The organism is Flavobacterium sp. AG291, from assembly GCF_003350375.1.
In the GTDB taxonomy this organism is placed as follows: domain Bacteria; phylum Bacteroidota; class Bacteroidia; order Flavobacteriales; family Flavobacteriaceae; genus Flavobacterium; species Flavobacterium suzhouense.
In genome coordinates, this window is the sequence record NZ_QQAR01000003.1 from 187,026 (window position 1) to 213,018 (window position 25,993).

General features: G+C 39.5%; 27 protein-coding genes. 8 read left to right on the forward strand and 19 right to left on the reverse strand.

Translation table 11 applies throughout. The features are described from left to right. The first annotated feature begins 83 nt into the window (after positions 1-83). Together adhP and DEU42_RS04935 are read left to right on the forward strand one after the other, a co-directional pair. Positions 84-1,118, forward strand: coding sequence for an alcohol dehydrogenase AdhP (gene adhP / locus DEU42_RS04930; RefSeq protein ID WP_114757176.1), 1,035 nt, complete (start codon positions 84-86; stop codon positions 1,116-1,118). Positions 1,119-1,172: 54 nt separating this feature from the next. Further along, positions 1,173-1,547 carry a DUF779 domain-containing protein gene (locus DEU42_RS04935; RefSeq protein ID WP_114757177.1) on the forward strand — a complete coding sequence of 125 codons (375 nt, stop codon included), beginning with the start codon at positions 1,173-1,175 and terminating at the stop codon, positions 1,545-1,547. On the opposite strand, the gene DEU42_RS04940 is transcribed toward DEU42_RS04935, so the two are convergent. From DEU42_RS04940 to prfB, 3 genes are all read right to left on the reverse strand, one after another. Then, positions 1,544-2,461, reverse strand: coding sequence for an AraC family transcriptional regulator (locus DEU42_RS04940; protein WP_114757178.1), 918 nt, complete (start codon positions 2,459-2,461; stop codon positions 1,544-1,546). The two genes, DEU42_RS04935 and DEU42_RS04940, sit on opposite strands and share 4 nt — an antisense overlap. A gap of 56 nt (positions 2,462-2,517) precedes the next feature. Next, positions 2,518-3,750, reverse strand: coding sequence for a GAF domain-containing sensor histidine kinase (locus tag DEU42_RS04945; RefSeq protein ID WP_114757179.1), 1,233 nt, complete (start codon positions 3,748-3,750; stop codon positions 2,518-2,520). A 247-nt stretch (positions 3,751-3,997) separates the two neighbouring features. Continuing rightward, a protein-coding gene (gene prfB / locus DEU42_RS04950) for a peptide chain release factor 2 (RefSeq protein WP_114757180.1) occupies positions 3,998-5,099 on the reverse strand; the annotation gives its coding sequence in 2 pieces (ribosomal slippage) (positions 3,998-5,035 and positions 5,037-5,099; 1,101 coding nt in all). Between the two features lie 50 nt (positions 5,100-5,149). On the opposite strand from prfB, the gene DEU42_RS04955 reads away from it, so the two are divergent. Together DEU42_RS04955 and DEU42_RS04960 are read left to right on the forward strand one after the other, a co-directional pair. Next, entirely contained in the window at positions 5,150-6,175 is a 1,026-nt protein-coding gene (locus DEU42_RS04955) for a threonine aldolase family protein (protein ID WP_114757181.1), read from the forward strand. Positions 6,176-6,216: 41 nt separating this feature from the next. Next, positions 6,217-6,879 carry a hypothetical protein gene (locus DEU42_RS04960; protein WP_114757182.1) on the forward strand — a complete coding sequence of 221 codons (663 nt, stop codon included), beginning with the start codon at positions 6,217-6,219 and terminating at the stop codon, positions 6,877-6,879. A 100-nt stretch (positions 6,880-6,979) separates the two neighbouring features. Here DEU42_RS04960 and DEU42_RS04965 read toward each other — a convergent pair whose 3' ends face one another. After that, entirely contained in the window at positions 6,980-7,306 is a 327-nt protein-coding gene (locus DEU42_RS04965; protein ID WP_114757183.1) for a YbaB/EbfC family nucleoid-associated protein, read from the reverse strand. Positions 7,307-7,380: 74 nt separating this feature from the next. Here DEU42_RS04965 and DEU42_RS04970 point away from each other — a divergent pair, with 74 nt between their 5' ends. Beyond that, entirely contained in the window at positions 7,381-9,513 is a 2,133-nt protein-coding gene (locus tag DEU42_RS04970) for a S9 family peptidase (RefSeq protein ID WP_114757184.1), read from the forward strand. 78 nt (positions 9,514-9,591) lie between these two features. Further along, positions 9,592-10,632, forward strand: a complete 1,041-nt coding sequence (locus DEU42_RS04975) for a PLP-dependent cysteine synthase family protein (protein WP_114757185.1) — start codon at positions 9,592-9,594, stop codon at positions 10,630-10,632. Positions 10,633-10,979: 347 nt separating this feature from the next. Here the strand turns inward: DEU42_RS04975 and DEU42_RS04980 are convergent, their stop codons facing one another. The 7 genes from DEU42_RS04980 to gcvT form a co-directional block, all read right to left on the reverse strand. After that, complete coding sequence (locus tag DEU42_RS04980; protein WP_114757186.1) at positions 10,980-11,705, reverse strand: head GIN domain-containing protein; 726 nt, start codon at positions 11,703-11,705, stop codon at positions 10,980-10,982. Positions 11,706-11,979: 274 nt separating this feature from the next. Further along, positions 11,980-13,041 (reverse strand): DUF4097 family beta strand repeat protein, encoded by a 1,062-nt coding sequence (locus tag DEU42_RS04985; RefSeq protein ID WP_114757187.1) that lies wholly within the window; start codon positions 13,039-13,041, stop codon positions 11,980-11,982. Further along, complete coding sequence (locus DEU42_RS04990) at positions 13,022-13,579, reverse strand: hypothetical protein (RefSeq protein ID WP_114757188.1); 558 nt, start codon at positions 13,577-13,579, stop codon at positions 13,022-13,024. The genes DEU42_RS04985 and DEU42_RS04990 overlap by 20 nt, the downstream gene beginning before the upstream one ends. Then, positions 13,579-14,133, reverse strand: coding sequence for an RNA polymerase sigma factor (locus tag DEU42_RS04995; protein ID WP_114757189.1), 555 nt, complete (start codon positions 14,131-14,133; stop codon positions 13,579-13,581). The genes DEU42_RS04990 and DEU42_RS04995 overlap by 1 nt, the downstream gene beginning before the upstream one ends. A 190-nt stretch (positions 14,134-14,323) precedes the next feature. Further along, entirely contained in the window at positions 14,324-15,034 is a 711-nt protein-coding gene (locus DEU42_RS05000) for a YebC/PmpR family DNA-binding transcriptional regulator (protein ID WP_114757190.1), read from the reverse strand. 150 nt (positions 15,035-15,184) lie between these two features. Further along, positions 15,185-17,230 carry a S41 family peptidase gene (locus tag DEU42_RS05005; protein ID WP_114757191.1) on the reverse strand — a complete coding sequence of 682 codons (2,046 nt, stop codon included), beginning with the start codon at positions 17,228-17,230 and terminating at the stop codon, positions 15,185-15,187. A 6-nt stretch (positions 17,231-17,236) separates the two neighbouring features. Continuing rightward, positions 17,237-18,319, reverse strand: coding sequence for a glycine cleavage system aminomethyltransferase GcvT (gcvT, locus tag DEU42_RS05010; protein ID WP_114757192.1), 1,083 nt, complete (start codon positions 18,317-18,319; stop codon positions 17,237-17,239). Between the two features lie 200 nt (positions 18,320-18,519). Between gcvT and DEU42_RS05015 the strand changes: the two genes are divergently transcribed. Then, complete coding sequence (locus tag DEU42_RS05015; RefSeq protein WP_114757193.1) at positions 18,520-20,016, forward strand: NAD(P)H-hydrate dehydratase; 1,497 nt, start codon at positions 18,520-18,522, stop codon at positions 20,014-20,016. A 69-nt stretch (positions 20,017-20,085) separates the two neighbouring features. Continuing rightward, on the forward strand, positions 20,086-21,594 hold the full coding sequence (gene hutH / locus DEU42_RS05020) for a histidine ammonia-lyase (RefSeq protein WP_114757194.1): 1,509 nt from the start codon (positions 20,086-20,088) through the stop codon (positions 21,592-21,594). Between the two features lie 70 nt (positions 21,595-21,664). Here the strand turns inward: hutH and DEU42_RS05025 are convergent, their stop codons facing one another. The 8 genes from DEU42_RS05025 to DEU42_RS05060 form a co-directional block, all read right to left on the reverse strand. Then, a complete protein-coding gene (locus tag DEU42_RS05025) occupies positions 21,665-22,015 on the reverse strand; it encodes an MmcQ/YjbR family DNA-binding protein (protein ID WP_114757195.1) in 351 nt (116 codons plus the stop codon). After that, positions 22,015-22,422, reverse strand: coding sequence for a DUF1801 domain-containing protein (locus DEU42_RS05030; RefSeq protein WP_114757196.1), 408 nt, complete (start codon positions 22,420-22,422; stop codon positions 22,015-22,017). Before DEU42_RS05030 ends, DEU42_RS05025 begins: the two co-directional genes overlap by 1 nt. Continuing rightward, on the reverse strand, positions 22,422-22,964 hold the full coding sequence (locus DEU42_RS05035; protein ID WP_114757197.1) for a GNAT family N-acetyltransferase: 543 nt from the start codon (positions 22,962-22,964) through the stop codon (positions 22,422-22,424). Before DEU42_RS05035 ends, DEU42_RS05030 begins: the two co-directional genes overlap by 1 nt. Before the next feature lie 5 nt (positions 22,965-22,969). Continuing rightward, positions 22,970-23,368 carry a hypothetical protein gene (locus DEU42_RS05040; RefSeq protein WP_114757198.1) on the reverse strand — a complete coding sequence of 133 codons (399 nt, stop codon included), beginning with the start codon at positions 23,366-23,368 and terminating at the stop codon, positions 22,970-22,972. A gap of 3 nt (positions 23,369-23,371) precedes the next feature. Then, positions 23,372-23,569, reverse strand: coding sequence for a GldL-related protein (locus DEU42_RS05045; RefSeq protein WP_114757199.1), 198 nt, complete (start codon positions 23,567-23,569; stop codon positions 23,372-23,374). An 11-nt stretch (positions 23,570-23,580) separates the two neighbouring features. Then, positions 23,581-23,943, reverse strand: coding sequence for a DUF1304 domain-containing protein (locus DEU42_RS05050; protein WP_114757200.1), 363 nt, complete (start codon positions 23,941-23,943; stop codon positions 23,581-23,583). Between the two features lie 11 nt (positions 23,944-23,954). Beyond that, positions 23,955-25,319, reverse strand: coding sequence for a 30S ribosomal protein S6--L-glutamate ligase (rimK, locus tag DEU42_RS05055; RefSeq protein WP_114757201.1), 1,365 nt, complete (start codon positions 25,317-25,319; stop codon positions 23,955-23,957). A 207-nt stretch (positions 25,320-25,526) separates the two neighbouring features. Continuing rightward, positions 25,527-25,880: a hypothetical protein gene (locus DEU42_RS05060; protein ID WP_114757202.1), complete on the reverse strand. Its 354-nt coding sequence runs from the start codon at positions 25,878-25,880 to the stop codon at positions 25,527-25,529. Between the last annotated feature and the right edge of the window lie 113 nt (positions 25,881-25,993).

Genomic DNA, 25,993 nt, shown 5'->3' on the forward strand with positions numbered 1-25,993 from the left:
TTAAATTGTTTGGTGCAGGGCTGCCACATAGCAGCCCTGATTATTGTAAGCTAATTCATTATTAACTAATCAAAACATATATTATGATACCCAATACCATGAAAGCTGCTGTTGTCCGTGAGTTTGGAAAGCCTCTGCAAATAGAGGAGGTTGAGGTTAAAAGACCAGGAAGAAATCAAATTCTGGTAAAAGTTATTGCTAGTGGTGTTTGCCATACGGATTTACACGCTGTGGATGGCGATTGGCCGGTAAAACCAAAGATGCCATTGATACCCGGGCATGAAGGTGTGGGCTATGTAGTGGCTGTAGGACAGGATGTAAATAATGTTAAAGAAGGTGACCCTGTTGGTGTGCCTTGGTTATATAGTGCCTGTGGAGGTTGTGAACATTGTATTACCGGGTGGGAAACCCTTTGTGAAACCCAACAAAATGGTGGCTACAGTGTAGATGGCGGTTTTGCAGAGTATGTTATTGCAGACGCAAGATATATTGGCAAACTGCCTAACAATCCTAATTTTATGGAAATGGCTCCGATATTATGTGCTGGTGTTACTGTGTATAAAGGATTAAAGGAAACTGAAACAAAACCGGGAGAATGGGTTGCTATATCAGGTATTGGAGGGTTGGGACACGTAGCGGTTCAGTATGCTAAGGCTATGGGAATGCATGTGGCTGCTATTGATGTGGCAGATGATAAATTAGATCTTGCAAAACGATTAGGTGCCGACCTTGTAGTAAATGCAAAGAATACCAATCCGGGTGAATACCTAAAAAAAGAAACGGGCGGAATGCATGGAGCTTTAATAACAGCAGTTTCGCCAACTGCTTTTAAACAGGGACTGGAAACGTTACGCCGTAAAGGAACTATGGCATTAAATGGACTGCCGCCAGGTAATTTTGATCTTTCTATTTTTGATACAGTACTGAACCGAATTACTATTAGAGGCTCTATAGTCGGAACAAGAAAAGACCTTCAGGAAGCTATAGAATTTGCTGCTGAGGGGAAAGTAAAAGCTAACGTTACGTCGGCAAAGCTTGAAGATGTAAACGACGTTTTTGATAAAATGAAAAAAGGACAGATTGAAGGGCGTATGGTTCTGGAAATCGCTAAAGGATAATTTTACTTGTGCAGGAAACATTTTCATGTTTCCTGCATTTATATTTTTTAAGCTATGTATAAAAGAATTAATTGTACGCCTCAGGCAGCAATGCTTATTGCAGAACTAAAAGAACGTTATGGTGAGCTTATGTTTCATCAGAGTGGTGGTTGTTGTGATGGCTCACAGCCTATGTGTTTTGAGATAGGGGATTTTAAGCTTGGATATAGCGATGTTTGTCTTGGTATGATTGAAGATTGTGAGTTCTGGATGAGTAAAGACCAGTTTGAATACTGGAAACATACACATTTAACGTTAAATGCTGTTGAAGGCAGAGGCGCCAGCTTTTCGCTTGAAATACCTTTAGGGAAAAGATTTATAATAGAATCAAGACTTTTTACAGAAGTAGAAGCAAAAGACCTTGAGCCTTTGAAATATCTAGAAGATTAGCCTACCTGTAACAGCTGGTATTGTTTAGGTGTAATACCCTCGTATTTCTTAAACAATCGGATAAAATAGTTGCAGTCATCAAAGCCTGCCATATAACATACCTCGTTAATCTGGATGCCCGGATTTTTAAGCAGTTTCTTAGTCTGCTTAATTTTTTCATTCAATATGAATTCTATTGGGCTCATGCCCAGTTCCCTTTTAAAATAACGGTAAAAACTAGTTGTGCTCATACAAGCCTTTTCGCTTAGTTCTTTAAGGCTGATATTAGAGGTTATGTTCTTACGGATATAATCGGTAATGGCATAAATGGCACTATCGGTGTCAATTGTGGTTGGGCTGTCAATACGCTGTGCGGTTTGCGTCTGGATAATGCGGATAAGCAATTCCTGAAGAGCAAGGTCGGCAAGCGCATCTTTAGTCACCGAAAAGCTCATGCACTCGCGGATAAGCTTGTTTATGGTTGTGGCGAGTTCGGTATTATTATAAAAGAAATAATTTTCATGGTTAAGCTTCCATAACTCATCTTCTTTAGGGTATCGTTCGTTTAGGAAATCAAGTGTATTGCTTATTTTGTGATGGTCTATGGCAAGAGCCAGGCATTGTGTAGGATTGGCTGTTGATGCTTCAGGAAAATCAATTTTCATCTCTACATTGCCGGGAACAATTACCGTTTCACCTGGAAGATAGTCAAACCCCGGATTATCGAATAAGTGCATTACTTTTTTACCTCTAAGCATGCTGGTAACTACAAGATCGTTGAACTTTAAAGGTACCAATAATGATTCCTGATAGGTTTCAAACAAGTTTAGTTCGCAATTTTCAAGCGAATATACGGTTCTGTTCTCTACAAGGGTCTTTAGTGATTTTTCAACAGTTAAAGACGGTATCTGAAGCAATGTCCTGCGGTTATTCATATCCGGTATTCTTAAGTAGCCCTTAAATTACGGATATAAAATGATTTGACGAAATTTTAGGAGTTTAATTCTGCTACGGCTTCAATGTCGGTTACGGTACGGTATTTAAGAGGAATGGATACGATAAATGTAGTTCCTTTGTCTTTACCCGGACTCATGGCATAAATGTTTCCTTTGTGCAGTTCGATAAAGGATTTTGTAATAGATAACCCTAAACCGTTTGATGTTTCCCTTCCTGTAGGCTTAGAGCTCAATTTGGCAAACTTGGTAAATAGTTTTTGGATATCTTCAAAATTAAGACCCTGACCTTCGTCTTTTACCTCTATATGTAAATAGTTTCCTGCTTCTCGGGCAGATACCCTTATAGTGGTATCGTAATAAGAATATTTGATAGCATTACTCAGCAGGTTGTGCAGTACATCCGACATTTTAGATCGGTCGCCTTCCACAATCAGGTTTTCGTCACAGTTGAGTTCAATAACTTGTCTTTTACGATTAGCTAAAAGCTCAAAATTGTTAAGCAATCGTACAAACATTTCCTTAATATTGATTTCTTCAATATTAAGTACAAGGTCTTTTTCTTCTAACTCTGATTGTGTAAGTAGGTTGGCAAGCCTTTTTTGCATCATTGAAACCGATGATTTTATCATATCGGTCATGCGGCCCGCACTGTTTATATCCTTTCGGATAATATCATTAGCAAGATTAATGGACGCCAGAGGATTTTTAATCTCGTGAAGCGCAATGTTCATCAGGTTGATTTGCGATTCAATTGATTTTCGGTAGCGAAGCCTGTTTTCAAGTTTATCAACAATCAGTTTAGATAATGTTTTAAGCATGTCTAGTTGTAAGCTTGTCGCTTCTCGCGGGACTTCGTCGGTTACCGCAATAACTCCAACTGTATAACCTTCAGGTGATTTTATAGGTGCTCCTGCATAAAAACGAATTCCGTTCTCTACATTTACAAATGGACTGTTTGCTAATTCCGGATGTTTGTGAGTGTCATTAAAAACTGTTACACAGTCGTTTAATAACGTAACGTTGGTTAGGGTGCCTTCTTTTGGAACCTCATTTACATCCAGTGAGCTTAGGTTAGATTTAAGAAATGCCCTCCTGTCATCTATAAAGGTGATAAAAGCGTTGGGACAACTAAAAACCTGAGAAGCCATAAGGGATATCTTATCGAAAGTATCTTCGGAATGTGTATCCATTATCTGATAATCCCTAAGCTTTTCTAGCCTAAGGTCTTCGGTGTTTGGAATATAGTAAACAGGCTTTTTAAAGCTCATAGGTGTGCGTAACCAAAAGTTTAGTTAGATTGTTCTTTTTTTGGTCCTGTGAAATTACAACTTAATCTTCCTAATAAAGTGTTAAAGGCTAATGTTGTAACAAATCCTGCACTATTTCATAAACTCAAAGCGTACTAAAAAGAAAAACCCCTGATATTATATCAAGGGTTTGTGTGTTAAAAGTTTTAAAGTGACAAAGTTTCAAAGTCACAAAGTTTTAATTTTGAGCACTGAACACTGAAATTCTTTAGCTTTTCTCTTCTTTCTGGCCCATCATCATAAGGTAGGCTTTCAGGAACTGGTCTATGTTACCATTCATTACGCCTTCTACATCGCTGGTTTCGAACTGTGTACGTACGTCTTTAACCAGTTTGTATGGGTGCATTACGTAGTTACGTATCTGCGAACCCCATTCAATTTTCATCTTGTTGGCTTCGATCTCATCACGCACAGCCTGGCGTTTTTTAAGTTCGATTTCGTAAAGCTGAGACTTTAAGAGCTGCATGGCTTTGGTTTTGTTATCCAGCTGCGAACGCGTTTCGGAGTTCTCAATAATAATTCCGGTAGGGTGGTGGCGCAGTCGTACTGCGGTTTCTACCTTGTTTACATTTTGTCCTCCCGCACCGCTGGAACGCATGGTTTCCCACGAAATGTCTGACGGACTTATCTCTATCTCGATAGTATCATCGGCAAGCGGATATACATATACCGATGCGAATGAGGTGTGACGTTTGGCATTACTGTCAAAAGGAGAGATACGTACCAGTCGGTGAACACCGTTTTCGCCTTTCAGGTAACCAAAGGAATAGTCGCCTTCAAACTCAAGTGTTACGGTTTTGATACCGGCAACCTCACCTTCCTGGTAGTTAAGCTCCTTAACCTTGTAGCCTTCTTTTTCGCCCCACATAATATACATACGCATAAGCATTGAGGCCCAGTCACAGCTTTCGGTACCACCGGCACCGGCGGTAATCTGTACTACGGCACTCAGGGCATCACCTTCATCAGAAAGCATGTTCTTGAACTCAAGGTTCTCTATATGGGTAAGGGTAAGCGCATACTGGTTATCGAGTTCTTCCTCGGTGGCATCGCCATCCTTAAAAAATTCGTAGATAATCTGAAGTTCTTCGGCCATGGCATTGCCTTTTTCGTAGTCTTCTACCCACTTTTTCTTAGAACGCAGGTTTTTTACAATGATTTCGGCTTCTTTGGCGTTGTTCCAAAAATCAGGGGCAAAGGTCTTCTCTTCTTCGTTGGTTATCTCAATTAACTTCCTGTCGATGTCAAAGATACCTCCTCAGCGCACCAAGGCGCTCTATAATACCTTTAATTTGTTCGGTATTTGTCATAAATAATGTAGTTTTGTATTAAGCAAAAATAAGCTATCCTTTTCAATAATATGGAAATAAATTTAGTAAGTGACACGGTAACCCGTCCGGGACATGAAATGCTTCAGCATATGTTCAGGGCAAAAGTGGGCGATGATGTTTATAAGCAGGATCCTACCGTTGTACAGCTTGAGGAAACCGTAGCCGACCTTTTTGGTATGGAGGCTGCATTGTTCTTTCCTTCGGGCACCATGGCTAATCAGACAGCAATAAAACTACATACAAACCCGGGCGATGAACTTATCTGTGATAAGTGGTCGCACGTTTTTAATTACGAAGGTGGGGGTATAGCCTTTAATAGTGGCGTTTCGAGTCAGCTTATAGATGGCGACAGGGGCATGATCACTGCGAATCAGGTACTTGATGCTATCAATCCGCCTGATTTTTACCACAGTCCGCTTACAAGTCTTGTGTGTATTGAAAATACAACCAACAAAGGCGGAGGTGCCTGTTATGACCTGCAAACGCTTATGGAAATTAGCGAGGTTTGTAAAACCAATAAATTGGGTTATCACCTTGATGGTGCCCGTTTGTGGAATGCTTTGGTAGCCAAAAAACAGCATCCGAAACAATTTGGAAGTATGTTTGATACCATATCGGTTTGTTTGTCTAAAGGATTAGGTGCGCCGGTGGGTTCGCTACTTTTAGGTAAGCAGGAGCATATCAATAAAGCGATACGTATACGAAAAGTATTTGGAGGCGGAATGCGCCAGGCGGGATATCTTGCAGCAGCAGGACTGTATGCGCTTCAAAACAACGTAAGCCGTCTTGAAGAAGATCACCGGAGGGCACGACAGCTGGGGAATTTCCTTCAGCAGCTACCATGGGTAGACAAAGTAGAACCTGTTGAAACCAATATACTGATCTTTTCTCTTAAACCACAATATAGCGAAGCTGCCCTTATGGAAAAACTTAAGCAGAAAAGCATATTCATAAGCTCGTTAGGAAAAGGGAAACTTCGCATTGTTACACACCTTGATTATAAGGAGGTAATGCATAACTACGTGATAGAGACCTTGCAGAAATTGACTTTTTAAGTCGTGAGCAGAAAGTCATAAAGTTAGGAAGATAAATAATTATGGAGAGATTCGAAATAACGGGCGGTGCAAGGATTGGAATCGCAAATGCTTCATGGCCTTTTGCTACATTGAAAGTTAGTAAGGAAAAGCTTGAAGTAAACGCCTCAATTGTTGGAAATCTTGTATTCGGGCCAAACGATGTTGTTTCAATAAAGCCTTACACGGTACTACCTTTGATTGGACAGGGAATAAAAATAAATCATCGTGTTGATAGTTATAATCAAAATGTTATCTTTTGGACATTTAAAGACCCTTTAGTTGTTATAAACCAAATAATGCAGGTTGGATTTTTGGATAAGTCCTATGATGATAATTTGATTGACGAGCCATCTGTTATTGAGCAACAGCAAAAAGGTGGTTTCCCAATTAAAAAATCCGTTGCGATTGGAATTATAGTGGTATGGAATATGTTATTGCTTTTAGATGTTGTAAGATTTGTGACATCTGATGGCAAAGGGACAATATTAGGTGTTGGAGCTATAGCTGCAGTGTGGGGAATTCTTTTTATGGCCGTTCTTTCATTGCTATCAAAAGGGTTTAGTAAACTCATTCTTAAAGAAGGAAGATCAGCAAGCGATATAAATAAATTTCTTTATTTGCTCATTTTCATATGCTGTTTTATATTGTTTCAGATGTTTCTTTTCAGGTCATGGTCTAAGTGATGGCAAGTAGGTGCTTTTTTTTTAAAAATAAAAAAAGCACGGACTATATCCGTGCCTAAATAACTTTATAAACTTTCGACTTTACAACTTTCAACTAAAACTATTTAAACATCCCGTCAAGTCCAGGGATATTTGGCATGCCGTCTTTGGCAACAGCACCAAGTTCAGCTTCGTTTACGTTAGTGGCTTTTGCAATGGCTTTGTTCATGACCAATATAAGGTAATCTTCAAGCTGTTCTTTGTCTTCTAAAAGCGAATCGTCAATCGTAACCGATTTAAGCGTACGGTTAGCCGTCATAGTCACTTTTAATAGTCCGTCGTTGCTTTGTTCGTCGATAAGAACCGTATCAAGCCTTTTTTTAGTCTCTTCAATTTTTTGCTGGGTTTCTTTAAGTTTACCCATCATTCCCATGATATCTCCAAACATTTTTGTGAATTTTATTATATGATTATATTGCAAAAGTATTAAATTGCAGAGTTATATGCTAACCAAAAAATCAAATGAAAAAACACTTACTTATAAGTTGTGTTTGTCTTACTTTTGCAGCAAATGCGCAATCTAATAAAACTAAAATGACTGAGACCATTTCTCCCCCTTTGGCAGCTGTTAAACCGAAGACACTTGAAAAGCATGGGGATGTAAGAACTGATAACTATTACTGGCTTAATGAAAGGGAAAACCCGGAAGTGATAGATTATCTGAATAAAGAGAATGCCTATTATAATGCAATGACCGCCGATCAGAAACAGTTCCAGAAGGATTTGTTTGAGGAAATGAAAGGCAGGATTAAAGAAGACGATTCATCAGTACCTTATTTCTATAACGGCTATTACTACATCACCCGTTACGAAAAAGGAAAAGATTATCCTATTTATACCCGCAAGAAAGGTAGTCTTGAGGCTAAGGAAGAACTGCTTTTTGACTGTAATGAAATGGCTAAAGGACATTCTTACTTTCAGTTGGGCGGACTTAATATTAGTGAGGATAACAAATGGGTAGCCTTTGGTGTAGATACTGTTTCGAGAAGGCAGTATACCATTCAGGTGAAGAATCTTGTAACGAACGAGATACTTCCATTTAAAATTGAGAATACTACAGGCGGTTCTACATGGGCCGGCGATAACAATACGCTTTTCTATACCAGAAAAGACCCTACAACGCTTCGTTCAGATAAGATTTATAAGCGCAAACTTAACGGAGATGTAAATGACGATGTACTCGTGTATCACGAAAAAGATGACACCTACAGTACATTCATCTACAAAGAAAAATCTAAAAAATACCTTGTTATAGGTTCGAGCAGCACGCTTACAACCGAATACCGCACGCTGGATGCCAAAAGGCCTGATGGCGAATTTGTAATCTTCCAGAAAAGAACGCGTGAGCTGGAGTACAGCATTTCGCATTACGGAGACAAATGGTATATTGTTACCAATAAAGATAAGGCAACCAACTTTAAGCTGATGACTACGCCGGAAGGCAAAACTGGTAAAGAGAACTGGAAAGACCTTATACCACACCGCAAAGACGTGCTTCTTGAAGATATTGAGATATTTAAAAACTTCCTGGTTATTGGGGAGCGCGAAAATGGACTGAATACCATCAGAATCCGTCCGTGGGATGGAAAAGGGGAGTACTACCTACCGTTCAACAGCGAAACCTACACTGCAGGTATCTCAACCAATCCTGATTTTGATACTGATATAGTTCGTTATAGCTACCAGTCTATGGCTACGCCTTCTTCTGTTATTGACTTTAACATGAAGACCAAAGAGAAAACCGTGCTTAAAGAGCAGGCGGTTCTTGGCGGTAAATTCGATAAAAATAATTATACCGAAGAAAGGGTATGGGCTACGGCTGCCGATGGTACTAAAGTGCCTATCTCTATGGTATACCGCAAGGGGATTGTAAAAGATGGGAAAAACCCATTGTTGCTTTATGCTTACGGTTCGTATGGTTCTTCTATGGATCCGTATTTCTCTTCAATAAGGCTTAGTCTTTTAGACCGCGGTTTTATTTATGCAATCGCTCATATAAGGGGTGGGGAAGATCTTGGTCGAGAGTGGTATGAAGATGGAAAACTACTTAAGAAAAAGAATACGTTTACTGATTTTGTAGACTGCTCTAAATATGTAATTGACCAGAAATATACATCTGAAGCGCATTTGTATGCCGAAGGTGGTTCTGCCGGAGGATTGCTTATGGGGGCTATCATAAACATGGCGCCACAACTGTATCACGGTGTTATTGCCCAGGTGCCTTTTGTAGATGTGGTAACCACTATGCTTGATGATAGTATTCCGCTTACAACAGGTGAATATGACGAATGGGGTAACCCTAACGATAAAGAGTACTACGATTACATGAAATCATACTCTCCTTACGATAATATCACAGCCCAAAACTACCCGAATATGCTTGTAACTACAGGTCTTCACGATTCTCAGGTGCAATACTGGGAACCGGCTAAGTGGGTAGCGAAACTAAGGGTTACCAAAACAGGAAACAACCTTTTGTATCTGGATACCAACATGGAAGCCGGTCACGGTGGGGCTTCCGGAAGATTTGAGGCACTTAAAGAGGTTGCCAAAGAATACAGTTTTTTACTAGATTTAGAAGGAATTAAAAAGTAATTAAATTTTTTTTGTTAGATTTGCAAGGTTTTGAGGTCAATAAACTTTGTAGCAGTTTACCTTACTAACTTAATTTTTATGAAAGACGAGATAAAAGCCTATAATAATGTGTTGGAATTGATTGGGAACACACCACTAATTAAACTCAACAAAGTTACTGAAGGATTACAAGGAAATTTTTACGCCAAAGTAGAAGCTTTTAATCCGGGCCATTCCACAAAAGACAGGATTGCACTATACATCATCGAGGAAGCAGAACGAAAAGGTATCCTTAAACCGGGAGATACCATAATCGAAACTACTTCGGGAAATACAGGCTTCAGTCTGGCAATGGTAAGCATTATTAAAGGATATGACTGTATACTGGCAGTAAGTTCTAAATCATCAAAAGATAAAATCGATATGCTTCGTGCAATGGGCGCAAAAGTATATGTTTGTCCTGCAAACGTATCTGCCGATGATGCACGTTCATACTATAGCGTAGCAAAAAGGCTTCACGAAGAAATAAAAGGTTCGGTATATATCAACCAGTATTTCAACGACCTTAATGTAGATGCACATTACAAAACTACAGGCCCTGAAATATGGGAACAGACAAACGGTAAGATAACTCACCTTATCGCTTGCAGCGGAACAGGAGGTACCATATCAGGTGCAGCACGTTTCCTAAAAGAAAAAAATCCAAACATCAAGATATTAGGCGTGGACGCTTACGGTTCGGTACTTAAAAAATACCATGAAACAAGAGAGTTCGACAGCGAGGAAATCTATCCATACAGAATAGAAGGACTTGGTAAGAACCTTATACCAACGGCTACCGATTTTGATGTTATCGATAAGTTTATAAAAGTATCAGACGAAGACAGTGCGCATTCAGCAAGGCATATCGCCAAAACAGAAGGTCTTTTTGTAGGATACACCAGCGGAGCTACTTTCCAGGCAGCAAAACAATATGATGAGGCAGGAGAGTTTGACGAGAACAGCAACATCGTTCTTATCTTCCCTGACCACGGATCTCGTTACATGAGTAAAGTATTCAGCGATGAATGGATGAACGAGCAGGGCTTCTTTGACAGCGTTAACGCTGAGGAAGCGCAAAAAATAGAATTCATTAAATAATCCAAAGATTATTATAAATAAAAAACCTCTCCATAACGGAGAGGTTTTTTGTTTATACAGTGCGTTCTGTCATTTCGACAATAGCGTAGCGGAGTGGAGAAATCTCAAATTTTGACAACCCAAATTTTGAATTTTATAACCCAAGGCTTAAATGATTTAAATAAAAAAAGTCCCGGCTTGTAGCTCCGGGACTCGTTTTGTTTTGAACTAACTCAAATTATGTGAAGACTTTACAAAGTTAGATTCACAGTTTTACAGAAGCAATACCTATAAATGGGGATTTTGATATAAAAAAAACCTCCGCTGCCCGGCGGAGGTTTTACCCAAAATTAACAACCTAAACCAATTCATTCCCAACTGAAGCTCCCATTGCCCATGTACTTCAGGTCGGTTTCTTGCGGCTGGCCGGCAAAAGCAATTGTTCCATTGCCCGCTATTCTGCCTTTAAGGGCATAAGAGCTGTTTACTTTAGCATCTCCCGATCCTGAGATTGCTGCCGTTACCTGTCTTGCCGATAGGTCGTATGCGTTTACCGTGCCGGCTCCTACAATTTTGCATTCAAATTGTTTGGCCGTACCATCAATTTTTATGTCTCCCGAGCCCAATACCCAGGCAATGAGTTCGTTTTGATCTGTTGTAATGTCTATGTGCCCCGGTCCGTCAAGCATTACTTTAAGTTTGTGTCCTTTAAGCGTACCTTTCGAAGTAATCGTGCCACAACCGTTCAGTGCTATATTATCCAGTAATTTATAAGGTACCTTTATTGTCACTTTGTTATTACGGCTCGGTTTTATGGTCTTGTTACTATGTGTTGCGATAATGAGCGTGCCATTATTTACTTGGGTGTCGATAATCTGAAGTATATTTTCATCGCCTTCAAGGCTTATTTTTCCGGTATCTCCCGAAGTGAGGGATACCTGGAATGATCCTGTTACCGATATCTTCGAAAAATCGCTGATATCGCGTTTCTGTTTAACTATTTTTCCATTCCCTACTACAGTAATCTTATTTTCCTGTGCAGTTAGTGTAAGGGCAAAAAATAGTCCTGCTACAAGTAATGCGGCTTTTTTCATGGTGATTCGTTTTTTGATTTCCACAGACGTGGAATGATTGATTTTTGATGATTGATATTCCTGCCCGGCAGCAGGGTTTAATAACTGTTTTAAAACCTGTGATGAGCAGGCTGCCTGATGACGGCGATTGGTTTTTTGATCCGCCAATGGCGAGACAAGTTGATGATTGAACTCCTGCCTGATTAGGGCAGTGTGCCTTTCTGTGATGAGCAGTTGGGCTTTTTATATATAGACGACAGCAACCAATAAATGGTTGCATGCCTCTAAAACTTTTTTAATTTTTTCCGAGATTTATATCGCCGTACTCTGATTTTATATACATACGGTTTACACCCTGAGCTTTGTTGTAGCCTTTGTAGCGGGCACTATAATCACCTTCTCTCTTTTCGGTAAATTTAAGTCCTGATGCTCCTCTTACTCCGGCATATTCTACACTAAACTCAAAGTCGAAGGGTACGCTCTCAGTATAGTTCAGGCTAACATTGCTATAAGCAGCATTTATGGTGACATTTTTGGAGTCTTTGCCCAATGCACCTATTTTGATGTCACCATAACCGGTTGTGCAGTTGAAGTCACCGGAAACCAAACCAAATCGAAGTGCAGAATATTCTCCGGTTCCTACGGCAGTATCTACAGTATTAACACTCAGGTCGCCATATTCAGTTCTGTAATTAAGCATGTTTACTTCGCTTACTCTCATGTCACTATATTGGCCTACAAGCTTAATATTGTCTGTCTTTACAATGTTTAATGATGAATATTGAGCATTAACATTCCCGCTTTTGATGTAATTCAGCTTGCTGCTGTCACAATATTGTATCGTAATCTTATTGGAGTCAGCATTAAGTTCATCTACGGTTACTTTTCCATATTGGCAGTCAATGTTAGCCTTTCCGTTTATTTTTCCGGTAGTGATACCTCCATATTGGTTGCTAAGGTTAATTCCGCCTCTTTTTGGGATTTTGATAGTGTAGTTGATTTCCATAGAAAGGTTATTTCCTCCGCTCATATTTCCAATGCTTGTGCTCGCTTTTACAAGGGCTACTGTAGCATTGAGGTCTATATTGATGCTCTCTATCCTCCTGATTACTCTTTCTTCATTATTGCCGCTAACTTTAATGACAACCTCTATCTGTGTTTTGTTTTCATCCCAGGTGGTTACATAAATGTTTCCAAACTGATTGTTTACCTGTAATCCACAATCAGCATTCACAATGTAAGCCTTAGCGATTCTTTTCTCTTTGGTGTATTTTCCTCCTTTAACACCATTTCCGGCCAATGCAAGACATGGCAGCATTAAAAGGAGTAGTGTAAGTTTATGCATTATTGTCTTCATGGTAGTTTTCTTTAATCTTTTTGATGTTTTCAATTTTTACAAGCACGTCTTCCAAAAATGATATCCTTGTCTGCAGATTGGTTATCATAGCGTGGATTAATTGTTTGTTTTCGCCTTTTTTCGCCAGATCATGGGTTATTTTGTCATAATCGGCTTCAAGCTGCTGCATGTGTTTCATGGCATCAGCCACAAGCGTTTTTGTTTCCGGGGTATTCTCTTTTTGTACCTTTTCCAGCTCCTGATTGATTATAGAAGCAAAGTACATCTGTGTTTTTTCTGTTTTAGGCGATAGTTTAGCCATTGTTTTGTCATTGCCATCAGGGGAGAAGGTAAACAGCATTGTAAGCAGTATAGCAATAGCAGCCGCTGCCGGCACAGCTAACCAGTAAATAAGTCCTTTTCCTTTTGGTTTTTTCCTGTTGTGCTTGTCAAGCCTGTCAAGGAAACGGTCTTCATGCCCTGCGGCAGGTTCTTCCATATCCCATTGGCTATCAAAGCGGCTAAACATCTCGTCCATTTTGTTTTCTTCTGTCTTCATTATCCTTTCAGTTTTTTGAGCAGGCTTTCCTTCGCCCTGCTTATGGTTGTACGGGTATTTCCGGCGGTAATGCCCATAATTTCACTAATCTCTTCCTGGTCGTAGCCCTCAATGTATAACAGGGTCAGCGCTATCCTGTAATTTTCCTTGAGGGAGTTTATAGCAGTGGCCACCTGCTGTACCTTAACTTCCCGGAAGTCTATTGCGGCTTCTTCGTTGCTGCCGTCATCATCAGCCACCTTATACAGCACATTGTCAATCGGGTCAAGGCTACTTTTGTTTATTTTTTTGTAGTTGTCAATACTATGGTTCACTACAATCTTTTTTAGCCATGCTCCAAAGGTCACTTCTCCTTTAAACGAATCCAGTTTTGTAAAGGCCTTTAAAAACGATTCCTGCATAATATCTTCGGCCCAATGGCTATCCTTTACTATCCGTAAGGCAGTATTGTACATGGGCTTATAATACCTGTTATAAACCTCGAACTGTGCGTTACGGCTGCCCGTTTTGCACTGTTCAAGTAATGAATCGATATCCTGGTTTGCGTTTGCCAATTGGTTGATTGATGATTTTATATAATGACTTTGGGTGTTACTGTATTGTTACACTTTTGTAGAATTATTTTTAATGTATAAATATACTAATGTAGCGATTATCTCTGTAAAGCCTTGAAAATATTGAGGTTTGAGCTAATAAAAAAAGCACCCCGAAAGGTGCTTAAGTTTTATATAATATATGCAAAGATTACTCCTGCATAGTATGGTATACGTTCATAACGTCGTCATCTTCTTCAATTTTTTCAAGAAGTTTCTCAACGTCTGCCACCTGATCTTCGGTTAGCTCTTTTGTAATTTGCGGTATTCTTTCAAAACCTGAAGAAAGTATCTCGATACCTCTGTTCTCAAGCTCTTTCTGGATGGCTCCAAAGCTTTCGAATGGTGCATACATAACGATTCCGTCCTCATCAGCGAAGATTTCCTCAACACCAAAGTCAATCATTTCAAGCTCAAGTTCTTCAACATCGCGTCCCTCAGCAGGTATGCGGAAGTTACAGGTGTGGTCGAACATAAATTCAACTGAACCCTGTGTACCCATGGTACCGTTACATTTATTAAAGTAGCTACGGATGTTAGCCACAGTACGGTTATTGTTATCAGTAGCGGTTTCTATAAGTATGGCAATACCGTGAGGCGCATAGCCTTCAAACAATACCTCTTTAAAGTTTGCTGTATCTTTATCAGATGCTTTTTTGATAGCCCTTTCAACGTTGTCTTTAGGCATGTTTGCCGCTTTGGCATTTTGTATAACAGCTCTAAGACGCGAGTTGGTTTCAGGGTTTGGTCCGCCTTCTTTAACGGCCATTACTATGTCTTTACCAATTCTTGTAAACGTTTTGGCCATTGCCGACCAACGTTTCATTTTTCTGGCTTTCCTAAATTCAAACGCTCTTCCCATAATTTATTTGTTTGCAGCACAAAAATAAACTTATTCCCTGTTTTTGCAAAAACAAATTAAGGTTTATATCGGTTATGCTTTTTGAGTATGAATTACACTAATGTCTTAATTTATAAAAAAAACTTTTTTCCCTTATAAATTTGTTTCAGTTTACTGGTTATTAAATTTGTTCATATCGGTTAATATGTTAATGGCTTCTTTTATGTAAACGTCTGTTTTTGCTGTTTTTATCTTAAAGTCGTTAGCACTTTTCATGTATTCATCAAAACTCATTACATCTGAAGCGTATTTGGTATTACTCACTTTAAAATCCTGTTCTTTTTCTGATGCCTCCTTAATATCTTTCCAGATATCATCCATGCTGTGAACATCTGCAAAAACTGAATCGAAAGTAACGGGAACCGGAGCTTTATTACCCTCATAAAGCCAGTTTACGCGGGTATTTACAGCATTTATAAGTCTGAAATCATCATTTTCTTCAACCCTTGTCCTGCTATGGGCAATCACTTCTTCTTTATATTTTTCAGGAAGCCTTGCAAAAGAAATATTCAGGTCAATGCTGTCATTTTTAATGGCTGTTGGCATACTGCTTTCGCGCGGTAAAAGATCATCAAAGAAAGTAGGCAGCGGTACGTCCGGAACTATGCCAATATATTGGCTGCTTTTTCCTGTTACCCTGTAAAACTTATCTAAGGTTACTTTTATAAAATCTTCGGCTTTGTCGCTATCTTCAAGAGGAAGTATTGTTTGCATGGTCGCTTTGCCAAGGGTAGTGCTGCCTACAATAAGAGCGCGGTTATAATCCTGCATAACACCGGCAAAGAATTCACTGGCTGATGCCGATAGGCCATTTACCAAAATTACCATAGGCCCAGTATACAGCATGCCTCTGTTGTAGTCTTTTACCACATTATAGCTCCTGTCCTTATCGGTAACGATGGCTATAGGTCCAAAGTTTATAAACATACCCGCCATACGGATTACCTCATCCATAGAGCCTCCGCCGTTGTATTGAAGGTCTATGATAAGTCCCTGTATATTTTCCTGTTTAAGTTTTACGATCTCTTTGGCAACATCATCGGCACAACCCTGATTGTTATCATTGTCAAAGGCAGAATAAAAACTAGGTACTTTGATATAACCTACAGGGCGTTCATCACCCAAAATAAAGCTATATACACTATGGTCATCGGCCTTCATAACTGTTTTTTCCAGATTTACAGTATATACAGTACCGTCTTTTTTTCGGAGTGTCATCTGTACTTTTTTGTAGCTGTCAGAATATACAATATCGGTAATAGTCTGTAGTGAGGTACAGGTAACCGAGTATTCCGTTTTGTTTACCATCAGTTTTACGATCTGGTCGCCTTTGTCTATCTTTTGGGTTTTATAGGCCGGTCCTCCGGGTATAAGTTCATCTACAATAATTTCATCATCATCGTTCAGGCTAACGTACATGCCTAACGAATAGTTTTCGGATGAAATAGATGATACGAACGACGATTTTTCGCTGTAATTGAAATAGGTAGAATGTGGGTCGAAATAACCGCAAAAAGCCGAAAAGAACTTGTTGTAAATGCTATGGTCAAAGCCTTCGGGCGGAGAAAGCAGGTTGTCAAGCCTGCACAGGTAGCTTTCAAATACTTTGTTTCGGGCAACTTCTCCAAGCTTGTCAAGGTTTTGCTTAAGCGAGTCTTTGTTTTTACTTAGTTTAGCTATGTCCTCAAGTATATCGTATGTTATCTTCTTACGAAGGAACTTTTTTATCTTATCGGGGTCTGTATGATAAGGGAAAGTTTTCTTGGAATAGAAAATAGTGTCTTTAGTGTTGTAAGAAAGCGGTTCCTTACGGATTTGCTCTACATAATCCCTGTTGCGTTTCAGGGCTGTTTTATATGATGATATAAAATCACTGAAAAACGAACAGTTCTTGTTCAGTACATAATCGTCTATCATAAGCCTGTGTACTGCCAGCTTATCATATTCCTGTTGCAGGAAAAGTGTTTTGCTGTCATCAAGCTCTTCCATTACAGTATTAAAAACATAAACCGACAGACTATCGTCTACCGGTTTAGGTTTATAGTGCCTCGCCTGGAGGACATCGTTTATTTTAGAAAAAACTGTACACGCTTTATCATGTCGTTGTGCCTGTAATGTACAGGTTATCAAAAGTGCCAGTGCCAGTATTTTCTTCATAAGCTATTATTTTTTGTAGAAAGGCAGCTTCACCACTTGCGCAGGAATGTCATTTTTCCTGATACGGATGAAGATCTGGCTGCCCTCAGCTGCATACTCAGCAGGAACATAACCAAGACCGATGCCTTTGTTAAGCGACGGTGCCATAGTACCAGAAGTTACGATACCAATAACGTTTCCGTCTTTGTCTGTTATTTCATAATCATGTCTTGGTATACCTCTTTCTGTAAGTTCAAAACCTACAAGTTTACGGGTAACACCTTCTTCTTTTTGCTTTTTAAGCGCCTCAGAGTTAGTAAACTCTTTAGTGAACTTAGTAATCCAGCCAAGGCCTGCTTCAAGTGGAGACGTAGTATCGTTAATATCGTTTCCGTAAAGGCAGAAGCCCATTTCTAAACGAAGCGTATCGCGTGCAGCAAGACCAATTGGCTTAATACCAAAAGCAGCTCCTGCTTCGAATACTTTGTTCCAAAGTGCTTCAACCTGGTCGTTTTTAACGTAGATCTCAAATCCACCGCTACCTGTATAACCGGTTGCAGAGATGATAACATCACTAACACCTGCAAATTCACCCACTTCAAAGTGGTAGTATTTTATAGCGGAAAGGTCAACAGAAGTAAGCGATTGCATAGCTTCCATTGCTTTAGGGCCTTGTATTGCAAGAAGTGAATATTCTTCAGAAGCATTGTACATTTCTGCACCAACATCATTTTTTGAAGAGATCCAATTCCAGTCTTTTTCAATGTTAGAAGCATTTACCACTAAAAGGTATTTTTCTTCGCCCATTTTATAAACGATAAGGTCGTCTACAATACCTCCATTATCGTTAGGAAGGCAAGAGTACTGCGCTCTCCCTATAGTAAGGGTAGAAGCATCGTTGGTAGTTACTTTCTGGATAAGTGCAAGAGCGTTAGGTCCGGTGATAAAAAATTCACCCATGTGCGAAACGTCAAAAACACCTACACCGTTCCTTACGGTTTCGTGCTCTATATTTACTCCTTCATACTGAACAGGCATGTTATAACCTGCAAAAGGTACCATTTTGGCTCCAAGTCCTTCGTGAACGTGCGTAAGCGCTGTATTTTTCATTTTGTTTGTTGTAAATGGATTGAAGCCGCAAAATTATTGAAATTTATACATTTTGGTACTGATATTTTTAATAATTATTATTTCATTCACAACTTTCAGTTATCAACTTGTTATATGTCTACAAATATTAGGATGTGTTACGTAATTACTTGCCCTTTTTGTAATAAATTTACGTAATCCATCTGATTATTACAAAGCCCATGAAAATTTTTAGCGCGCCTCAGATAAAACAGGCTGACCAAACCACAATTTTGAGTCAGAATATCACTTCAACAGAACTTATGGAACGTGCTGCCGGTAAAGCTTTTGAATGGATTAGAACCAGATTTCCTGATAAGGCTACTCCTTTTTATATCTATTGTGGACAGGGTAACAATGGCGGTGACGGACTTGCTATTGCCCGTTTGCTTTTACATGAAGGCTACAATAGTATAAAAATTGAGATTGTTGAAAATACGGGTAGTCCCACTAAGGATTTTTCTATCAATAAACAGAGAATGGAGCTGGCAGGTATTTCCTTTGAAAAGATTAATGGTAATAATGTTGGTGGTCTGGTTATTATAGATGCGCTTTTTGGTATAGGACTTAACCGCGAGCTGAGTGATGAGGTTAGACAGGCAATCAGGACCATAAATACTAAAGAAGCTACTGTAATTTCTATTGATGTGCCATCAGGGATGTTTATGGACAGGAAAACAGAATTTGCTGTTAAGGCAGATGTAGTGCTCACTTTCCAGTCGCCGAAGCTGCCTTTTTTTATGGCCGGGAACAAAGACTTTGTAAACTCTTTTAAAGTACTGGATATAGGGCTGGATAGCGAATTCATTAATGCTACGGAGGTTAACCACCATTATATAGATGCCAATGCTATTCAGGATTACTACAAGCCGATGCTACCTCACGCCCATAAGGGTATACAGGGGCATGCCGTTATTATTGGAGGTAGCTATGGCAAGATAGGCGCAGTTTGCCTTTCGGCTAAAGCGGCTCTTAAAAGCGGTTGCGGACTCATAACGGCATATATTCCTCAGTGCGGTTATGATATCCTGCAGTCTTCATTTCCCGAAGCGATGGTACTTACCAGTGGACTAGAGCATATTGATACCATTCATTTTGAATTTGAACCCCGTGCGATTGGTTTAGGTCCCGGATTAGGTCAGCATGCCTATACACAAAAAGAAATAGGAGATTTTCTGAGTAAAAACAAGATACCTCTGGTTATTGATGCTGATGCGCTTAATATCCTTTCACAGAATAAGGAATGGCTTAAGCTACTTCCTGAAAATACCATACTTACCCCACATCCTAAAGAACTCGAAAGACTTATGGGTAGTTGGGATGATGATTTTGATAAGCTCGAAAAGATGAATGCTTTTTCTAAAGCGAATGATGTTATCCTTGTATCTAAAGATGCTAATACAATGATTGTACATAATGATAAAGTATACGTAAATTCTACAGGAAACGCAGGACTGGCAACAGGGGGTAGTGGCGATGTTCTTACAGGTATAATTACCGGACTGCTTGCCCAGGGCTACAAAGCAGTAGATGCAGCCATATTTGGGGTATATCTGCATGGACTCTCAGCAGATATTGGTGTAAAAGAAACTTCCATGCAGGCATTTATAGCGTCAGATATTCTGACGTACCTTGGAAAGGCTTATCTTGAAATCGAAGAAAACAGATCATCAAAATGAAAAGTTATCAAAAATCTTGTTTTTTAATTATGGTTTAGTGAATTTTGGCATCTCAAATAAACCATAACGATGGAAACAATACATTATATAAGCAGCGACCTTTTATCGCTTGAAATCGTAAACGATATCATTAGTCAGGATAAAAAACTGGCACTTTCTGAAGAGGCAAGGGTAAACATAGAAAAATGCCGTACTTACCTTGATGAGAAGATGAAATCTCATAGCGACCCGATTTACGGTATCAATACAGGTTTTGGTTCGCTTTATAATGTAAAAATATCTAATGAGAACCTTTCGCAACTTCAGGAAAATCTTGTGAAATCGCATGCTTGCGGTACAGGCGAGGAAGTGCCTGAGACGATCGTTAAGATCATGCTGCTTTTAAAAATCCAGTCGTTAAGTTATGGACATTCAGGTGTACAGCTTGAAACTGTAGAAAGGCTTATCGATTTTTATAACAACGACATATTTCCTGTAATATACAATCAGGGTTCGCTTGGTGCTTCGGGCGATCTTGCTCCGTTAGCACACCTGTCACTTCCTTTATTGGGAGAAGGAGAGGTTTATATGGACGGTTTCCGTCAGCCTGCAACAAAAGTTCTTGATAAAATGGGGTGGAAGCCTATCGTGCTGAAATCTAAAGAAGGGCTTGCATTGCTTAACGGTACGCAGTTTATGAGTGCTTATGGTGTATATGTATTGCTAAAGTCAGTTAAGCTGTCTTACCTTGCTGATGTTATTGCAGCGGTATCCCTGGAAGGTTTTGATGGCCGTATAGAGCCTTTCAATGAATTGATACACATGGTTCGCCCTCATAAAGGGCAGATTGTTACTGCAAAACGTTTTAACGAACTACTTGAAGACAGTGAGATCATTACTCAGGCAAAACAACACGTACAGGATCCATATTCATTCCGTTGTATTCCTCAGGTACACGGAGCTACAAAAGACACTATAGATTACGTTAAGAAGGTATTCCGTACCGAGATCAACTCGGTTACCGATAATCCGAATATCTTTATAGAAAGTGACCAGATAATTTCAGGTGGAAACTTCCACGGACAGCCGCTGGCACTTACACTTGACTTTTTAGGAATAGCGCTTTCTGAACTTGGCAGTATTTCCGAAAGAAGAACATACCAACTTATCTCAGGGCTTCGCGGATTGCCACCATTCCTTGTAAGCAATCCGGGACTTAACTCTGGCTTTATGATTCCGCAGTACACTGCTGCAAGTATTGCCAGCCAGAACAAGCAATTGTGTACGCCTGCGAGTGCTGATAGCATCGTATCATCAAACGGACAGGAAGACCACGTAAGTATGGGATCTAATGCTGCAACTAAAGCACTTAGGATTGTTGATAACCTTGAGCGTATCCTTGCTATTGAGCTTATGAATGCGTCTCAGGCTATTGAGTTCAGGAGACCACTTAAATCGAGTGAATTCCTTGAGGCTTTCGTGAAATCGTACCGTGAAGAAGTACCGTTAGTAACCGAGGATAGGATATTACACTATGATATTGAGAACACTATAGCGTTCCTTCATAATTTACAGCTAGACGAAACTGTATTTGAATAATAAAAAAGCTCCCATCGGGAGCTTTTTTATTATTATTAAGTAGTATTATTCAATTATCATCATCTCACTTCTACAAAGCAGCTATCTCTTTCCTAACTTTAGCAGGAAGTTTATCATGTATAAACTGATAAGCAGTTTTAGCATAGTATTCCCATTCCTTTTTGCTCAGGCGACTGATGTTGTCAATGTGAACCCATTTGTAGCGTGCCATGTATGGAGCAGGGATAAAACCCTCGTGTTGCGTAAGGGTTTCAAAATCTTCATCGGTAGCTTTAATAGAAGCGCTCACAGGAACCGAATCAGGTGCTGTAACGATGAACATCTTACCGCCAACATTAAAACACAGGTGATTGTCCCATTTAATATCTTCTAACATTCCGGGGAATTGTTTGCAGATATGTTGTAGTTCTTCTATGGTCATTACTTTTCAATTTTACTCAACCAGTCTTTAATGGCGGCCTGAAGGCCTTCTTTTTTAGTGTTGAGGTCCTCCATACTTTTAATAGTTACCATACGGCGGCCATCCGAATAATTGCCTTCAAGAATTGCCGCTTTGTCTTGTATTACTGCTCCAGTAGGGAAGATGAGTAATATACTGTCTTGTTTACGTATGTGATACACAACAAGATCCCTTTTATATTCTTTTGCATCAAAGTCGTCCATTGTGCCATTGTAGTAAAAGGCAGGGGCATTCCATTTGATGTGTTCGCTGATTTCTGACGATGTTTCTGAAATTATTTCCCGTAGCGACTGCATAACATCTGCGAGCGGATGTTTTGATTCTTTAATGAATTGGGTGACTTGTTCTGTAGGTGTGAGTTTTGTCATTAGAATTTAAATTCAGGTTTCAATAATGAATAAGGAACGGAATCTTCGGGACTACCATTTACAACATAATGCTGTCGCAATACACCTTCTTTCTGAAAACCAAATTTCGTAAGCAGTTTTACGGAGGCAGTATTCCACTCGGCTACCAATGCTTCAATACGGTTCAGGTTCATTTCTTCAAAACCATATTTTAAGATTGCAAGCAAGGCTTCGGTCATCAGGCCTTTTTGCTTGTATTCATCACTGTGTAATGCATAACCAATTTCAGCTCTCCTGTGTTCGGGAGCCCAGGTATGGAAACCGCATCCGCCGATATGTTCACCAGTTTCTTTATCTATCATATGAAAATTAGCAAACGACCTGTTATAGGTAGACAGTCCAAGACTGAACTTCTCTTTTTCCCTTGCAAGCGCTTCAGCAGATTCGAGTCCTAAGAAAGCTATCATCTCATCATCTGTCTTTGTGGTAAATACATACTTCGCTACCTCAGGGGTATACAATCTTAGGCGGAGTCTTTCGGTATAGAGTTCTTTAAATTCCAATGGTACTACTTTTTCTCCTCGGCAACAAATACCTCGTCAACTCGTGAGAATTTTGGATCAGTAGCTATCGTAACCTTTTGGGTGTATGAATCTTTTTTGGTCTTCGTGATCTTTACTGTCATTACTCCCGGTTTTGTTACATCCGGTTTTCGCTGTGCTGTAGCAGGGGTAGGAGTTACGGTATAGGTACAGTCGTCAATCCATACAATTTCAAAATCATAGGTTTCATCACTTTTCTCCATTCTTTCCGTCTGAATGTTGTCTTTACGGGTTATTATACAAACCTCCTTGCTTTTAGGGTCGGTAAACTTAAATGTCCCGTTTTTGAATTTTCCACATTCCTGGCTATAGCCAATAAAAGACAGTAATAGTGTAGTGGCGGATAGTATGATTTTGCGTTTCATAACTTATTTATTTAAAAAGTCGTTGTTTTTCCGTTCAGATATGACTTTGGCTGCCAGCAGTACTAATGAGATGAATTGCCCACCCATACTAATAATTAGCATCAGGGAAGCTCCCGGCCAGTGCATCAGTTTAAAAAGAGCGCCAATAACCGTAAGAGCCGTAGCCAGAATAAATATAACAAGTATATGTAAGTATTTCATGTGTTTTAACTTTATAGTAAGAAAATAGCTAATAATCCAAGTATAGCAGGAACGCCCTGAACATAGAAGATTTTCTTTTGTACCGTAGCTGCACCATATAATCCTGCAACCAATACGCAGCCTAAAAAGAAGGTAGCAACATGAGCAGCCCACTCAGCATTGCATATTAATAGCGACCAGATAAGCCCTGCGGCTAAAAATCCGTTATACAATCCCTGATTGGCAGCCATAGATTTGGTTTGGACAAACAATTCCTGTGGCAGTGTCCTGAATACTTTACGGGCTTTGGTGAGCCATACAAACATTTCCAGCCAAAGTATGTAAATATGTATCAGGGCTACAAACGCAATGATAATCTTGGCAGCTATATGCATAGATATTGGTTTTAAAGTTTGAAACTTTTCTCGATGGCACGAATCATCTCTCCGGCAATATCTTTGCTTGTAGCGCCTTCTATACCTTCGAGTCCAGGCGATGAGTTTACTTCAAGCAATAACGGACCTTTGGTTGAACGGATAATATCCACACCGGCTACCTTAAGGTTCATGGCTTTGGCAGCTTTTATAGCGATACGCTTTTCTTCAGCAGTTGGCTTGATAACAGAAGCTGTTCCACCGAGGTGAATATTTGCCCTGAATTCCCCCGGAAGTGCCTCACGCTGAATGGCCGCTACCACTTTGCCGTCAATCACAAAAAGGCGAAGGTCTTTACCATTAGCCTCTTTAATGAATTCCTGTACTAATATATTCGCGTTAAGACTTTTGAAAGCATTGATAACACTCTCTGCAGCCTTTTTGGTTTCGGCTAATACAACGCCTTTACCCTGAGTACCTTCAAGCAGTTTTACGATAAGCGGCGGGCCGCCTACCATCTGGATGAGGTCATTGGTGTCAAGAGGGGAGTTGGCAAAACCTGTAGTAGGAATATCAACACCACTGTTAAGCAACAGCTGAAGTGAGAACAGTTTATCCCTCGACTGTGTAATTGCTGATGATGAATTCAGTGAGAAAACTTTGAGTGCTTCAAAATGACGTGTTATGGCACAGCCATAAAATGTCATACTCGGACGTATACGCGGAATAACGGCATCAAAATCGTTTAATATTCTTCCTCCACGGTAATGGATTTCAGGCGTATGCGCATCCAGTTTCATATAACAGTACTTCAGGTTCAGGAAATGCATTTCGTGACCACGCATTTCACCTGCTTCCATTATACGGCGGTTGCTGTATAATTCAGGATTACTTGCAAGAAGTCCTATTCGAAGCCCTTTTTTCTCTTCGTTACTGTTGTTATAATATTCTTTTAATTTTTCCTGTGTAGGCTGGCCTAAAAGGTATTTTTGTTCCGGGTCGACCAATATGCGTCCGCTCATGGCTTCACGTCCTAAAAGCATACGGAAACCCATAGAGTCACGATTAGTAAGTGTAACTTCAACTTCCCAGTTGGTTTCGCCTACTTTAATGCCGGTTTTGATAACATAACGCTGTTCGCGGTAACCGCTGGAGCTTTTTACCACACGTTTGTCTACAAGCGGAGCCTGGCAATGTATAATGGTTTTTGAATTGTTCTGTATCGGGTTTATGTCAAATTTTACCCAATTGTCGCCATCTTTTTGGAAAGGGGCGATGTTAATGGCGTGAAGCGCAGAGGTTTTGGCACCCGAGTCTACACGGGCTTTTATGGTAGGTATACCAAGTTCGGGGAATGCACACCACTCTTCACTACCTACAATTACTTTGTCCAGCATTTTAATACGATTTGTAATCTAAATTACTACTTTTTTTTATTGTAAGAAGTCCTGGTTTCGATTTTAGTCAAATTTAATGATATCGTAATGTCAAAAAATTGTAAGTTGAGGTTATGTTTTTTATATTGAGAAGGTTAGGTGTTTTTTAGATTGAGTATAAATTTAAGATGTCTTTTATGTTCGTAGTAACTATTTGATTTGTTTCTGTTAGTTATCCAAGTAGTTTTTCCAGCCAATAATAATTTCTTTTAGATCCACGGTAGGTATTCGAGGGTAGTTGGTGTCTACATTATCAATAAAAAATATTGTATTTATTGACCCTATGGTTATGCTTACAGTTTCTGATCCTGTTTCAAATTCAGGCTCAATTCCATTTATAACTTTATTGATTTCAGGTATTAGATATTGGGTTATTTCTTCCGAATTCCATTCCATCAAAAAATCTGTTAAATAGAGGTTATTTGTTGAAATAACTTTAGTGAAGAACGAGGGGCCTCCAGATATACTTATCAGTTTATTATTGAAAGTTATTTCGTATAGATTTATTATATCTTGATTCATGATAATGTTTATAAATTGAATATACCAATTATACTTTATTAAATGTCTATCATCTCAAATCTATCATCTATTGTCTAAATAAAAAAAATATCCCCGAAAATCAATGACCTTCG